Consider the following 14,380-nt stretch of genomic DNA (forward strand, 5'->3'; position numbering starts at 1 on the left):
CCGCGCGGCCTGCCGATTCGCGGTTGCCCGTGGCACACTTCTGACGTTCCGTCAGATTCGGCGTTCTGGAGGGGCTTTGACGCGCACACGCACGCCCGCGGTCTCCGGCTGGTTCACCGGCGAAGGGGACGCATTCCGGCTTCTCGGCACGCGGTGTTCGGCCTGTTCCTCGGTCTTCTTCCCACGCGAGGACATCCACTGCCGCAATCCGGGGTGCGACGGCGGCGACCTGGAGGAGGTTCCCCTGTCGCGACGGGGACGGATCTGGTCGTACACGGACAGCCGGTACCGGCCTCCGTCACCCTATGTGAGCAATCCGGAACTTCCGTGGGAGCCGTACGCGTTGATCGCGGTGGAGCTGGAGTCCGAGCGGATCGTGGTGCTGGGGCAGGCGGCTTTGGGCGTCACCGTCGCCGATCTGACGGTGGGCATGGAGGTGGAGGTCGTCCCCGGAGTGCTTCACGAGGACGCGGAGACGACCTGGACGACCTGGCAGTGGCGGCCGACGGGGGTGACGGCATGACGGCGGACGTGGCGGTGCTCGGTGTGGGCATGCACCCCTGGGGCAAGTGGGGGCGTGGCTTCGTCGAGTACGGGACGGCGGCGGCCCGCGCCGCGCTGGCGGACGCGGGTCTGAGGTGGCAGGACATCGGCTCGATCGTGGGCGCGGACACGGTGCGTGGCGGGTATCCGGGCCATGTCGCGGGCGCGACGTTCGCGAAGGCCCTGGGCTGGCAGGGAGCCCGGGTCTCCAGCGTGTACGCGGCCTGCGCGTCCGGGGCGCAGGCGGTCGCCGCGGCTCGGGCGCAGATCCTCTCCGGGCTCGCGGACACGGTGCTCGTGGTCGGGGCGGACGCGGCGCCCAAGGGCTTCTTCCGGCCTGCCGGCGGCGACCGGCCCGACGATCCGGACTGGCTGCGTTTCCGGCTGCTGGGGGCGACGAACCCGGCGTACTTCGGGCTGTACGCGCGACGGCGGATGGCGATGCACGGCGACACCCCGGAGGACTTCGCCCTGGTCAAGGTGAAGAACGCCGCCCTGGGGGCGCTGAATCCGTATGCGCGCTACCGCAAGCGGGTCACGGCGGAGGAGGTCGCCGCCTCGGCCGTGGTCGCCGATCCGTTGCGGCTGCTGGACATCTGCGCGACCTCCGACGGCGGCGCGGCGCTGGTGCTGACCAGTCTGGACTTCGCCCGGCGGCACGGCGTCGCCCGACCGGTGCGGATCCGGGCGGTGTCCACGGTCACGCCGCGGTATCCAACTACGGTGCTGGACCTGCCGGACATCGCCACGGACTCGGCCGTGGCGGTGAAGCCGCCCGAGGAGACGTTCCGGGCGTCGATCGCACGGGCCGCCTACGAGGAGGCGGGCATCGGCCCCGAGGACCTGTCCCTGGCCGAGGTCTACGACCTGTCCACTGCCCTGGAGCTGCAGTGGTACGAGGATCTGGGACTGTGCGCCGAGGGCGAGGCCGCGAAGCTGCTCCGCGAGGGCGCGACGGCCCCGGGCGGGCGCATACCCGTGAACGCCAGCGGCGGGCTCGCCTCCTTCGGGGAGGCGGTGCCGGCCCAGGCGCTCGCCCAGGTCTGCGAGCTGACCTGGCAGTTGAGGGACGCCGCGGGCGACCGGCAGGTCGCCGGAGCACGTGTGGGCATCACGGCCAACCAGGGGCTGTTCGGGCACGGTTCCTCGGTGATCGCGGTGCGGTGACCGGGGATGCCGGGAGCCGTGTGACGTGCGGGTCGCACGGCAACCCTACGCTGTGTGACCGACCAGAAATGCTGCGTGAACGTCTTATGAACTGGGCCTGTGCGTGCCCCGGCAGCGCAATCATGCTGCCGTGTACTCCTGGACGGACACTCTCCGCTTCGCCTTCCAGCCGGTGGTCAATCTGACGACCGGCGGGATCGCCGCACTGGAGATACTCGCCCGCCCGGAGACCGGCGACATCCTGGCCGAGGCCCGTCGTGACCCCGAACTCGACGGCAGTCTGGCCGTGTTGGCCCTTCGTGCGGCAGCTCGCAAGGAGACGCTGCTTCCGTTGCACATCAACGTGTTCGCAGCCACGCTCGCCGACCTCGGCGGCCTCAACTCGCTGTACGAGGCCGTGCGCGAGGCCGGGCGCATGCCGTGGGAGGTGACGCTGGACATCGTCCCGCCCTACACGCACGTGCCCCAGCGGGCGCTGCTGGAGGCGGTGGCCACGCTGCGCGGCCAAGGGTTCCGGATCAGTGCGGACGGCATCGGGGACGGGGACGTGCCCTTGCGGCTGCTCACCGATCTGACCCCGGACCTGGTCAAACTGGATGCCTCCCTGCTGACGCGGCCAGCCGCCGTGCGGGCGATGCGGACGCTGTGCGAGCAACTCGGCGCTCTCGTCGCGGTCGAGGGCGTGGAGACCGAATTGCAGTGCGGGGCGGCGCTGTCGGCGGGCGCGCAGCTGGCGCAGGGCGAGCTGTTCGCACCACCGGCCCGGATCCCCGCGTCGGACGTATACGTTCCGCCCCGCTTCCCGAGCGCCGCGGTCCTTCCTCGGCCGGGACCGTCGGTGCTGGAGTTCGTACGGCCCGCGGCGCTTCTGCCCGTCACCGCGTCGGCGGGTCAGGTGCGCGCGCTGCTGACCGGCTCGCCGGACGTGTCCGGGGTGCTGCTCGTGGACCGGGCCGGGGCGCCGGTCCGGTCGGTGCACCGCTCCCGTTTCCTGCTGTCGATGTCGGGCCGCTACGGACACGCCCTGTACGCCGACCGGCCCGCCGTGAAACTCGGGGACGTACCGCGCACGGTCGGCGTGGACGCCACCGCCTGGGAGGTGCTGGACGTGGTGGCGGTCGGCGGCCGGGACCGTACCTCGGACGACGTGGCGGTCGTCGACCGTCAGGGGCGGTGCGTGGGCGTCGTACGGCTCGCGGATCTCGTACGGGCGCTGGCCGAGAGCCGGGTCGAGGAGGCGGCCGGGCTCAATCCACTGACTCGGCTGCCCGGTTCGGACGCGATCACCGGTGAGGTGGACCGGTGGATCGCCGGCGGCCGGACGTGCGCGCTGAGCTGGCTGGACATCGACCACTTCAAACAGGTCAACGACGGTGCGGGGTTCGCGGCGGGCGACGAGCTGATCCGGTCGGTGGGGCGGGCGCTGCGGGACGCGGCGTCCGGGGCCACGCACGTGGGGCACATCGGCGGGGACGACTTCCTGGTGCTCGCGGACGAGGACGGGCTGGATCCGGTGGTCTCCGCCGTGCTCGACGCGCCCTGGTCGGCGGGCGGCCGTCCCGTCACGCTGTCCCTCGCCACCGTCATCTGCCTGCCGGGCAGCGTCGCCGACCACCGGCAGGCCGCCGCGTGTCTGGCGCCCCTGAAGAAGGCCGCGAAGGCGCTGAGCGGGGTCAGTTGGGTGCTGGGGAGAGCGGGACTGCCCGGACACGAGATAAGGCGGGGCACGGGGGTGAGGGCCGCCCAGGCCGGGTACGCGGCCGTGGAGCGCCTCGGCTGACCGGCCGCCCCGGCGTGCTCCCGTCGACCGGGTGACGCGGGGCCGAACGGCCACCCCTGTGCGCCCGTTGGGGGTTCACGGTGCCCGGGCGAGCGGCTGTCATCATTGCCGTCCACGACCTTGACGCTCTGAAGACGCCGGTGAACACTTCCCGGTGTCGGTCGGCATCGCCGTACATTCTCGGCGTTATCAGGCACTGCGCCGCGGGCCGCTCCTGAGCCATGGTCCGTTCCCGCGCTGGCGATTCGACTACGACGGCACGCTCGTCACGGACGCCGGGCGGGGCGCGGGACCCTCCTCGCTCTCGGCTGAAGTAGCCAAGGGAACCGTTCCTGCTCGGACCACCGGGGTCGACCCGGCCAGCGTCTAGGAGCCGCCATGAGCAATGGAGACATATTCGTCGGCGAGATCATCGGTACCGCCATCCTGATCCTCTTCGGTGCCGGGGTCTGTGCCGCCGTCACCCTCAGATACTCCAAGGCACGCGCCTCGGGGTGGGTCGTGATCGCGTTCGGCTGGGGATTCGGCGTGCTGGCGGGCGCGTACACCGCCGCTCCCCTGTCCGGCGGGCACCTCAACCCCGCCGTCACCATCGGTATCGCCGTGGACACCGGCAAGTGGGACAAGGTCTGGGTGTATCTGCTGGGCCAGCTCGTCGGCGCGATGCTCGGCGCCGTGCTGGCGTATCTGGTCTACCTCGCCCAGTTCCAGGCGAACGTCCACAAGGAGGACTCTTCGGAGGAACCGACTCCGACCCTCGGCATCTTCGCCACCATCCCGGAGATCCGGAATCCCGCCGCCAACCTCATCACGGAGATCATCGCGACGATGTCGCTGGTCCTGCCCATCCTCGCGTTCGGGCTGACCAAAGGACTCGGCGAGTCCGGCACCACCGTGCTCATCGTCTCGCTGCTCGTCGTCGGCATCGGACTCTCCCTCGGCGGGCCCACCGGCTATGCCATCAACCCGACGCGCGACCTCGGCCCGCGCATCGTGCACACCTTCCTGCCGATCCCCAACAAGGGGACGTCCGACTGGGGTTACGCCTGGATCCCGGTCGTCGGCCCGCTGATCGGCGGAGCGCTCGCGGGCCTCGTCTACAACGTAGCTTTCTGACCCAGCGACCAAGGGGTAGCCATGACGGACACCGTCGAGAAGTACGTTGCCGCAATCGACCAGGGCACCACCTCGAGCCGCTGCATCATCTTCGACCACGGCGGCGCGATCGTCGCCGTCGACCAGCGTGAACACCGCCAGATCTTCCCCAAGCCGGGCTGGGTGGAGCACGACGCCACCGAGATCTGGTCCAAGGTGCAGGCCGTCGTGGCCGGTGCGCTCGCCAAGGCCGGGCTGCGCGCCGACCAGCTCAGCGCGCTCGGCATCACCAACCAGCGCGAGACGACGGTCCTGTGGGACCGCGCCACGGGCAAGCCCGTGCACAACGCGATCGTCTGGCAGGACACCCGCACCGCCGCCCTGTGCAACCAACTCGGCGGCAAGGACGGCCAGGACCGCTTCCGTGATCAGACCGGACTGCCGCTGGCCAGCTACTTCTCCGGGCCCAAGGCCGCCTGGCTGCTGGACAACGTACCGGGGCTCAGGGATCGCGCCGAGCGCGGCGAGATCGCCTTCGGGACCATCGACTCCTGGCTGATCTGGAACCTCACCGGGGGCACCGACGGCGGCCGGCACGTCACCGACGTGACGAACGCCGGTCGCACCATGCTGATGAATCTGGAGACCCTCCAGTGGGACGCGTCCATCCTGACCGCGATGAACGTGCCCGAGGCCGTCCTGCCCGAGATCAGGTCCTCGGCCGAGGTGTACGGCACCGCCGTCGGACAACTCGCCGGTGTGCCCGTCGCGTCGGCTCTCGGCGACCAGCAGGCGGCCGTGTTCGGGCAGGCCTGCTACGACGTCGGGACTGCCAAGAACACCTACGGCACCGGCAGTTTCCTGCTGCTCAACACCGGCAGCCGGCCCGTGCCCTCGAAGAGCGGTCTGCTGACGACGATGGGCTACAAGATCGGCAGTGAGGCACCGGTCTACTGCCTGGAGGGGTCCATCGCGATCACGGGCGCGCTGGTCCAGTGGTTCCGCGACCAGCTCGGCATCATCCGTACCGCCGACGAGATCGAGCCGCTGGCGGCGAGCGTGGAGGACAACGGCGGCGCCTACATCGTGCCCGCCTTCTCGGGCCTGTTCGCGCCCTACTGGCGCTCGGACGCACGCGGGGTCGTCACCGGCCTGACCCGGTACGTCACAAAGGCACATCTCGCGCGCGCGGTGCTGGAGGCGACGAGCTGGCAGACGCGTGAGGTCGTGGACGCCATGTTCCAGGACTCCGGCGTGCACATCACAACGCTGAAGGTCGACGGCGGCATGACGAAGAACAACCTGCTCATGCAGCACCAGGCCGATGTGCTCGGCGTGCCGGTGATCCGGCCCAAGGTCTCCGAGACGACCTGTCTGGGCGCCGCGTACGCGGCCGGCCTCGCCACCGGTGTGTGGAACGACCTCGACGAACTGAAGTCGCACTGGCAGAAGGACGTGGAGTGGACGCCCGCCATGGAGGCGTCGGTACGCGACCGCGAGTACCACAACTGGCGCAAGGCCGTGGAGAAGAGCTTCGGCTGGCTGGAGGACGGCGACGGCCGGTAGGGATCGCAAAGGACCACGGCCCGTACCCCGGTCGGCGGGGGTACGGGCCGTGCCCGCGCGTCAGGTGGTGACCGTCTGGCGGCTGTCGGCCGCGTACGCCATCGCGTGCTGGACGACTCCGATGAGCACCGTCTTGACCGACTCGCGGTCGCGGGCGTCGCACAGCACCAGGGGCACGTCGTCGTCGAGGTCGAGGGCCTGGCGGACGTCGTCGGCCGGATAGCGGGGGGCTCCCTCGAAGCAGTTGACGCTGACGAGGAAGGGTATGGAGCGCCGCTCGAAGTAGTCGACGGCCGCGAAACAGTCCTCCAGGCGCCGGGTGTCGGCGAGTACGACGGCGCCCAGCGCGCCCTCGGACAGTTCGTCCCACATGAACCAGAACCGCTCCTGCCCCGGCGTGCCGAAGAGGTACAGCACCAGGTCCTCGCGCAGCGTGATGCGGCCGAAGTCCATGGCCACGGTCGTGGTGTGCTTGCCCTCGACACCGCTGGTGTCGTCGACCGGCCGCCCGGCCTCGGTGAGCCGTTCCTCGGTACGCAGCGGCCTGATCTCGCTGACCGCGCCGACGAGGGTGGTCTTGCCCACGCCGAAGCCGCCGGCCACCAGGATCTTGAGCGTGACGGGCTCGACCGGGGGCTTGCCGCGCTCAGAACGCCCGAAGATCATCGTTCTCTTCTCCTGCTTGATGGGGGTCGGGTGACGGCCGGCCGTAGCCCCCGCCACCCGGGGTTTCGATGACGAGTACGTCGTCCGGGCCGACGTCGGCCGAGTCGGCTCCGCCGAGTTCGGTGACCGTGCCGTCGGCCCGCTCCACCCGGTTGGCACCGAGCCCGCCGGGGTCGCCGCCCGCCATGCCGTACGGCGGGACCCGGCGGTGCTGGGACAGCGTGGAGACGGTCATGGGTTCGTGGAACCGGATGCGGCGCACCGCGCCGTCCCCGCCGGCCCACTGTCCGGCGCCGCCGCTCCCCCGCCGGACCGCGAACTCGTCGAGTTGCACGGGCAGCCGCCACTCCAGGACTTCCGGGTCGGTCAGCCGCGAGTTGGTCATATGGGTCTGGACGACGCTCGCGCCGGCGAAGCCGTCTCCCGCGCCGGATCCGGAGGCGACGGTCTCGTAGTACTGGTGGCGTTCGTTGCCGAAGGTGACGTTGTTCATGGTCCCGGACCCCTCGGCCTGGAGGCCGAGCGCCGCGTAGAGCGCGCCGGTGATGGCCTGCGAGGTCTCGACGTTGCCCGCGACGACGGCGGCGGGCGGCTCGGGCGCGAGCATCGAGCCGGACGGCACGACGATCTCCAGGGGGCGCAGGCAGCCGTCGTTGAGCGGGATGTCGTCGGCGACGAGCGTGCGGAAGACGTACAGGACCGCGGCGTTGACGACCGAGAAGGGGGCGTTGAAGTTGGTGCCTAGCTGCGCGGACGTACCCGTGAAGTCGATCGTGGCGCGACGGTTGGCGCGGTCCACGCGCACGCGTACCCGGATGACGGCGCCGGAGTCGGTCTCGTAGGCGTACTCGCCGTCGTCCAGGGCGTCGATGACGCGGCGCACCGCTTCCTCCGCGTTGTCCTGGACGTGCCGCATGTAGGCCTGGACGACGTCGAGGCCGAAGTCCTCGATCATGCGGGCGACCTCGTCGACGCCCTTGCGGTTGGCGGCGATCTGGGCGCGCAGATCGGCGAGGTTGGTCTTCGGGTTGCGGGAGGGGTACGGCGCCTCGGTCAGCAGGCGGAGGGTCTCGGCCTCGCGGAAGCGGCCGTTCTCGGCGAGCAGCCAGTTGTCGAAGAGGATGCCCTCCTCCTCGATGGTGCGGCTGTTCGCGGGCATGGAGCCGGGTGCGATGCCGCCGATCTCGGCGTGGTGGCCGCGGGAGGCGACGTAGAAGAGGATCCCGTCACCCTCCGTATCGAACACCGGTGTGATGACGGTGACGTCGGGCAGGTGGGTGCCGCCGTGGTAGGGGTCGTTCACGGCGTAGGTGTCGCCCGGCCGCATCGAGTCGCCGCGGCGCCGGATGACCTCCTTGACGCTGGTGCCCATCGAGCCCAGGTGGACGGGGATGTGGGGCGCGTTGGCCACCAGGTTTCCGTCCGGGTCGAACAGGGCGCAGGAGAAGTCCAGGCGTTCCTTGATGTTGACGGACTGGGCAGTGGACTCCAGCCGGGCGCCCATCTGTTCGGCGATGGACATGAACAGGTTGTTGAAGACCTCGAGGAGAACGGGATCGGCTTTTGTGTCGAGATCGGAACTCTGTGTAATCGCCGTGCGTTCCATGACCAGATGCCCGTCGTCGGTCGTCACGGCCCGCCAGCCGTCGTCGACGACGGTCGTGGCACTGGCCTCGGTGATGATCGCGGGGCCGGTGACGGTTTCGCCGGGGGGCAGATCCTCGCGGCGGTGGAGGGGGACGTCGCGCCAGGCGCCGCCGGTGTGGAGCCGGACGGTCTCGGGGGCGTCGGTGCGGCCCCCGTAGGTGGCGAGGGCGGACAGATCGGGGGGTTCGGTGAGGCCGGTGGCTTCCACGGAGAGGGCTTCGACGACGATCGGGCGGTCGAGGGTGAAGGAGTACGTGGCGCGATGACGTTCTTCGAAGGCGTGGCTCATGGTGTCGGGCTCGGTCAGCTCGACGGTGAGGGTGGTGTCCGTGCCGTCGTAGCGGAGCTGGGCACGACGGGTGACCCTGATGCGGTCCTCGGGAATGTCCTCGGCGAGGAGTTCGGCGCGGGCGGCGGCCTCCAGGTCGTCGGCCGTCTTCCGGACGCCCGGCATGGCGGTCGTCTCCAGGGGTGCCTCGACGGACTGCTCACGCATGGCCGTGGTGTCGGCGAGGCCGATGCCGAGCGCGGAGAGGACACCGGCCATGGGAGGCACGAGGACGGTGCGGATGCCCAGGGAGTCGGCGACCATGCACGCGTGCTGACCGCCCGCACCACCGAAGGTGGTGAGGGCGTAGCGGGTGACGTCGTGGCCCTTCTGGACGGAGATCCGCTTCACGGCGTTGGCGATGTTCGCGACGGCGATCTGCAGGTAGCCCTCGGCGACCTGCTCCGGGGTGCGGTCGTCCCCGGTCCGCTCGCGGATCTCGTTCGCGAGGGCGGTGAAGCGGTCGCGGACGAGCGCGTCGTCCAGGGGCTGGTCGCCGTCGGGGCCGAACACCCTGGGAAAGTGGGCGGGCTGGATGCGGCCGAGCATGACGTTGGCGTCGGTGACGGCGAGCGGGCCGCCGCCTCGGTAGCAGGCGGGTCCCGGGTCCGCGCCCGCCGAGTCCGGGCCCACGCGGTAGCGGGAACCGTCGAAGTGCAGGACGGATCCGCCGCCGGCGGCCACGGTGTGGATGTCCAGCATGGGGGCGCGCAGCCGGACGCCGGCGATCTGCGTGGTGAAGACGCGTTCGTACTCTCCCGCGAAGTGCGAGACGTCGGTGGAGGTACCGCCCATGTCGAAGCCGATGACACGGTCGAATCCGGCGAGCTGCGACATGCGGGCCATGCCGACGATGCCACCGGCCGGCCCGGACAGGATGGCGTCCTTGCCACGGAACTGTCCGGCCTCCGCGAGCCCGCCGTTGGACTGCATGAACATCAGCCGCACGCCCTGGAGTTCATCGGCGACGTGCTGGACGTACCGGCGCAGCCCGGGCGACAGGTAGGCGTCGACGACGGCGGTGTCCCCGCGCGGGACGAGTTTCATCAGCGGGCTGACCTCGCTGGACAGCGAGATCTGCGGGAAGCCCGTGCGGGCGGCGAGTTCGCCGATCGCGCGTTCGTGGCCGGGGTGCAGATGGCTGTGCATGCAGACGACCGCGACAGCGTGGATCCCGTCGTCGTACGCCTGTTGCAGCGGGCCCGCGAGAGCCTCCAGGTCGGGTGCGCGCAGGACGGTACCGTCGGCGGCGATGCGCTCGTCGACCTCGACGACCCGCTCGTAGAGCAGCTCCGGCAGTTCGATGCGGCGGGCGAAGATGCGGGGGCGGTTCTGGTAGGCGATGCGCAGGGCGTCGCGGAAGCCGCGGGTGATGACGAGGAGGGTGCGCTCGCCCTTGCGCTCCAGCAGGGCGTTGGTGGCGACCGTCGTACCCATGCGGACGGCCTCGACGGGCGCCTCGGAGCCGTCGAGCAGCGCGCGTACTCCGGCGACGGCCGCGTCGGCGTACCGGGTCGGGTTGTCGGACAGCAGTTTGCTGGTGAGCAGCCGGCCGTCCGGGCGGCGCGCGACGATGTCGGTGAAGGTTCCGCCTCGGTCGACCCAGAACTGCCAGCCTGTCACGTCACTACTCCGCTTCCGCGCCCGCTACAGCGCCCGGAGGCCGTTGATCACGTCGCGCAGAATACTCTCGTCCGGCAGCTCGGCCGGCGGTACGGGACGCGTCACATGGACGAGTTCCCCGTGTACGAGGTCTCCGACGAGGACCCGCACCACTCCGACAGGCAGATCGAGTTCGGCGGAGAGCTCGGCGACGGACTGCGGGGCGTGGCGGCAGAGCTCGACGATGTCCACGTGTTCCGGGGACAGCATCCGGTCCGCTTCCGGGTCGTCCGCATGGGGCTCGGTGACGACCACCGCGATCAGGTCGAGGCGGTGCTGGGCCGCACTGGTGGTGCGGCCGCGCGTCATGGCGTACGGGCGGACGACCGGTCCGGCCTCGTCGTCGAACCAGTGGCTTCTTCCCTGACCCTCTCCACTCATGTCATCCCACTACCCACCGGCGGGCAGATCGGTGCGCGGAGCGGTGCCCAGATGTACACCGACCCGCTTGACCAGCAGCGTCATCTCGTAGGCGACCTGACCGACGTCGGACTCCGCGTCCGAGAGGACGGCGAGGCAGCTGCCGTCGCCGGCGGCCGTCACGAACAGGAACGCCTCGTCGAGCTCGACGACGGTCTGCCGCACGTTGCCCGCCTCGAAGTGGCGGCCCACGCCCTTGGCGAGACTGTGGAATCCCGAGGCGACGGCGGCCAGGTGCTCGCTGTCCTCCCTCGTCAGGTCCTTGGACACGCCCGTGGCCAGGCCGTCGCCGGAGAGGACGACGGCTTTGCGGATGCTGGCGACCCGGTCGACGAGCTCGTCGAGGAGCCAGTTGAGCTCCATCCGGTGCGTCGCGCTGTGGTCGGTCGCCTTCGGTGCGGTCATCGACCGTCCCCCTTAGTGGTTCCTTGTGCTGTGCCGTTCCGGGCCCCGTCGCCCGCGGCGTTCTCCTTGCGGCCGCGCTGCCAGCCGCGCTGGAGCGAGGCCATGCGGCTGCGTACCTCGTCGGCGTCGCGCTCGGCGGGGTCGGTCTCCCGGCCGCCCCGCGGTTCGGGCTCGCGTCGCAGCTGCGGGGCCAGGTTGGCCTGCCGCACGCGCTTGGGCAGCGCTCCCGTGCCGGGTTCGGGGCCCTGGGGTGTGCTGCCCGTGGGCGCGGTGGTGTCGCCCGGGCCGCCGGGGGTGATCGCGGGGTGCCGGGTCCGCCGGGGCAGCGCGGGAGGTTCGGACGGTTCGCCGTGGCCCGCGGCCGGGGGTCCCACGCGGTCGGTGAGTCCGGCTCCGGGGCGCTGGGATGCCTCGCCGCGGCGGCGGGACGGCAGCGGGGCCAGGCCGTCCGGCTCGACGCGGCGCGGGCCCGTCGGGGCCTCCTCGCCCGCTTCTTCACGGCGGGAGCGCTGGTCGGTGACGGGCATGCCGTGCGAGCTGACCAACTTGGGCGTCCCACGCCGGGGCAGCGGCACGGGGCCGCTCGGGCGGTCGTCGGGCGCGAACCGGTCCGTGGTGTCGGAGGGCCGCTGATGGAGCTCACCCAGCCGGGCCGGGGCGTCGTCGTCCGTGCGGGCGATGGAGCGACGGGGCCGGAAGATCCCGCCGCGTTCGCTGTCCTCGTCGCCGAGGGCGCCCGGGAAGTCGTCGAAGGCATCAAGGTCGACGGGCGCCTCCAGCTCCACCGGACCGTCCAGGAGCGAGGACGGCACTGCGGGCAGATGGACGGGTACCTGGGCCAGCGCGCCGGCGCGGCTCTGCTCCAGTTCGGCCCCCTTCGAGGGCCGGTCCCGGTCGAGGCGGAAGCCGATGCCGTTGGTGTCGGGAACGTCGTCGGTGAGCAGCGCGTCGGGGATGAAGACGACCGCCGTGGTGCCGCCGTAGGGAGACGGCTGCAGCGAGACGCGGACGTTCTGGCGCTGGGCGAGACGACTGACCACGAAGAGTCCGAGCCGGTCGGTGTCGGAGAGTTCGAACTCGGGTGTCTCGGCGAGCCGGAGGTTGGCGTCCAGCAGCGCTTCGGCGGCCATGCCGAGGCCCCGGTCGTGGATCTCGAGGGTGAAGCCGTTGGCGACCCGCTCACCGAGTACCTGGACGGCGGTGTGCGGCGGGGAGAACACCGTCGCGTTCTCCAGGAGTTCGGCCACCAGGTGGGTGACGTCGGCGACGGCCGGGCCGGTGACGGCGATCCGCGGCAGTCGGCGGACTTCGATGCGCTCGTAGTCCTCGACCTCGGCGACGGCGGCGCGGACGACGTCCATCAGCTGTACGGGCTTGCGCCACTGCCGCGACGGGGCGGCGCCGGAGAGGATCACCAGGCCTTCGGCGTGTCGGCGCATACGGGTGGTGAGGTGGTCGAGGCGGAAGAGGTCGGCGAGTTCGTCGGTGTCCTCGGTCCTGCGCTCCATCGTGTCGAGCAGGGTGAGCTGCTTGTGCAGCAGCACCTGACTGCGACGGGCGAGGTTCACGAAGACCTCGGAGACGCCGGAGCGCAGTTCGGCCTGTTTGACGGCGGCCTCGACGGCCGCGCGCTGGAGGGTGTTGAGGGCCTGGCCGACCTCGCCGATCTCGTTCTTGTCGTACTCCAGGCGGGGAACCTCGGTCTCGACGTCGACCTGTTCGCCCGCGGACAGCCGGCGCATCACGCTGGGCAGCCGGACGCCGGACGCCTCGTGCGCCTCCAGGCGCAGCTGCCGCAGGTCCTTGATGAGGCCGCGGCCGACGCGTATGGACAGGACGACGGAGACCAGGAGGGCGATCAGACCGAGGAGCCCGGCGACGAGCGCCTGGACGATCACGCCCACGGCCACGGGACGGGTTCGGCTCTGGTGGCGGTCGCCGGCCTGGTCGTCGAGGGTGCGCAGTTCGTCGAGCACATTGCCCGCGGTGCTGTCCCAGGTCTGGGCACTGACGTCACGCGGTGTGCCGGACCCGGTGGCGATGGCGTCCTGCTCGGCCGCGCGCAGCGGCGCGGTGGTGGCGTTCTTCCAGAAGCGCTCGTAGCGGTCGCGCTCGGCGGCGGGGAGCATCGGCAGGCTGATGTCGTACAGCAGGGTGCGCTGGGCGACGAGGTCGGAGATGTCGCGGGTCTCGTCGCGGGAGAGTTTTCCGACCACCAGGGCGGAGCCGAGCAACGCGTCCTCGCGGGAGAGGAGTTCGCGGGCACGGGTGATGTTGACGAGTGCGCGGGCCTCTTTGTCCATCTCGACGTCGTCGATGCCGTCGAGGTTCGCCAGGAGGGAGAAGCAGGGGTCGACGATCCGGTTGTAGCGGTCGAGGGCCTGGGCGCGGGTCACCGTGCCCTCCTCGACGCTGCGCCTGAGGGAGTCGATGCTGTCGAAGGCGTCGAGGACGGCGGTGACACGATCGCTGTCGTCGCCGTCCATGGCTCCGCGGACGTCGGAGTCCTTGGCGTTCCTCCGGATCTTGGCGAGGGCCTTGTCGGTGGCCGTCCGGGTGCGGCGCAGGGCCAAGAGGGCGTCGGAGGCCCTGGGGTCGGCGAGGTAGACCAGGGTCTGGCGGCGTTCCTGCTGCAGGACACGGGCGGTGTCCTCGGTGGGATAGCCGATGCGTTCCATGATGTCGGAGACGCGGAACAGCTGAGTGGCTTCCCGTCCTGTGAGTACCGTCGCGAAGCCCCAGATGGCGGTCAGGGACACCAGCGGCACGAGAAGCAGCGCCACGATCTTCCGGCGGATCGACTTCCCGCGAAAGCGCATGTCCTCCCCCAGCTCGACCCCCTCCGGTGTGGGGGTACACATGTGCGTCAACAAACGGCGCGAGCCTACTACCGTCACGCTGCCAACTCGAAGACGTGTCCGGAAGCCGATCCTCCGTATCGTGGACGGGACATGGCGAGTTGTCCGGGCATTGCGGGAGATTGCCACCCCGATTCCGGACGTGGCGTCAGGCGCGAACCGGGCAGGACGGGCGTCCCGGTTGGCCGGAATTTTTCCCCAGTTGGGAATCTTCTCGGCATGTCGTGCGTCCATATCTACGGG

At 70.8% G+C, this 14,380-nt stretch carries 10 protein-coding genes; 5 read left to right on the forward strand and 5 right to left on the reverse strand.

Annotation, left to right across the window (positions count from 1 at the left end; genetic code table 11):
• The first annotated feature begins 76 nt into the window (after positions 1-76).
• The 5 genes from N8I87_RS06795 (at position 77) to glpK (ending at position 6,151) form a co-directional block, all read left to right on the forward strand.
• Entirely contained in the window at positions 77-523 is a 447-nt protein-coding gene (locus tag N8I87_RS06795; RefSeq protein WP_263206420.1) for a Zn-ribbon domain-containing OB-fold protein, read from the forward strand.
• On the forward strand, positions 520-1,710 hold the full coding sequence (locus N8I87_RS06800; protein ID WP_263206422.1) for a lipid-transfer protein: 1,191 nt from the start codon (positions 520-522) through the stop codon (positions 1,708-1,710). The genes N8I87_RS06795 and N8I87_RS06800 overlap by 4 nt, the downstream gene beginning before the upstream one ends.
• Before the next feature lie 130 nt (positions 1,711-1,840).
• On the forward strand, positions 1,841-3,490 hold the full coding sequence (locus N8I87_RS06805) for a GGDEF domain-containing protein (RefSeq protein WP_263206424.1): 1,650 nt from the start codon (positions 1,841-1,843) through the stop codon (positions 3,488-3,490).
• Positions 3,491-3,868: 378 nt separating this feature from the next.
• Positions 3,869-4,606 carry an MIP/aquaporin family protein gene (locus N8I87_RS06810; protein WP_263206426.1) on the forward strand — a complete coding sequence of 246 codons (738 nt, stop codon included), beginning with the start codon at positions 3,869-3,871 and terminating at the stop codon, positions 4,604-4,606.
• A gap of 21 nt (positions 4,607-4,627) precedes the next feature.
• On the forward strand, positions 4,628-6,151 hold the full coding sequence (gene glpK, locus N8I87_RS06815) for a glycerol kinase GlpK (protein WP_263206428.1): 1,524 nt from the start codon (positions 4,628-4,630) through the stop codon (positions 6,149-6,151).
• A 60-nt stretch (positions 6,152-6,211) separates the two neighbouring features.
• Here glpK and N8I87_RS06820 read toward each other — a convergent pair whose 3' ends face one another.
• The 5 genes from N8I87_RS06820 to N8I87_RS06840 are packed head-to-tail and all read right to left on the reverse strand — an operon-like array spanning position 6,212 to position 14,098.
• Positions 6,212-6,817: a GTP-binding protein gene (locus N8I87_RS06820; protein ID WP_263206429.1), complete on the reverse strand. Its 606-nt coding sequence runs from the start codon at positions 6,815-6,817 to the stop codon at positions 6,212-6,214.
• Positions 6,798-10,415 (reverse strand): hydantoinase B/oxoprolinase family protein, encoded by a 3,618-nt coding sequence (locus tag N8I87_RS06825; protein WP_263206431.1) that lies wholly within the window; start codon positions 10,413-10,415, stop codon positions 6,798-6,800. Before N8I87_RS06825 ends, N8I87_RS06820 begins: the two co-directional genes overlap by 20 nt.
• Before the next feature lie 24 nt (positions 10,416-10,439).
• Positions 10,440-10,835 carry a DUF742 domain-containing protein gene (locus N8I87_RS06830; RefSeq protein WP_263206433.1) on the reverse strand — a complete coding sequence of 132 codons (396 nt, stop codon included), beginning with the start codon at positions 10,833-10,835 and terminating at the stop codon, positions 10,440-10,442.
• A gap of 9 nt (positions 10,836-10,844) precedes the next feature.
• Positions 10,845-11,279 carry a roadblock/LC7 domain-containing protein gene (locus tag N8I87_RS06835; RefSeq protein ID WP_263206435.1) on the reverse strand — a complete coding sequence of 145 codons (435 nt, stop codon included), beginning with the start codon at positions 11,277-11,279 and terminating at the stop codon, positions 10,845-10,847.
• A complete protein-coding gene (locus tag N8I87_RS06840; RefSeq protein ID WP_263206436.1) occupies positions 11,276-14,098 on the reverse strand; it encodes a sensor histidine kinase in 2,823 nt (940 codons plus the stop codon). Before N8I87_RS06840 ends, N8I87_RS06835 begins: the two co-directional genes overlap by 4 nt.
• Positions 14,099-14,380: the final 282 nt, after the last annotated feature.

Origin of the sequence: Streptomyces sp. HUAS 15-9 (genome assembly GCF_025642155.1) — a bacterium.
In the GTDB taxonomy this organism is placed as follows: Bacteria; Actinomycetota; Actinomycetes; order Streptomycetales; family Streptomycetaceae; genus Streptomyces.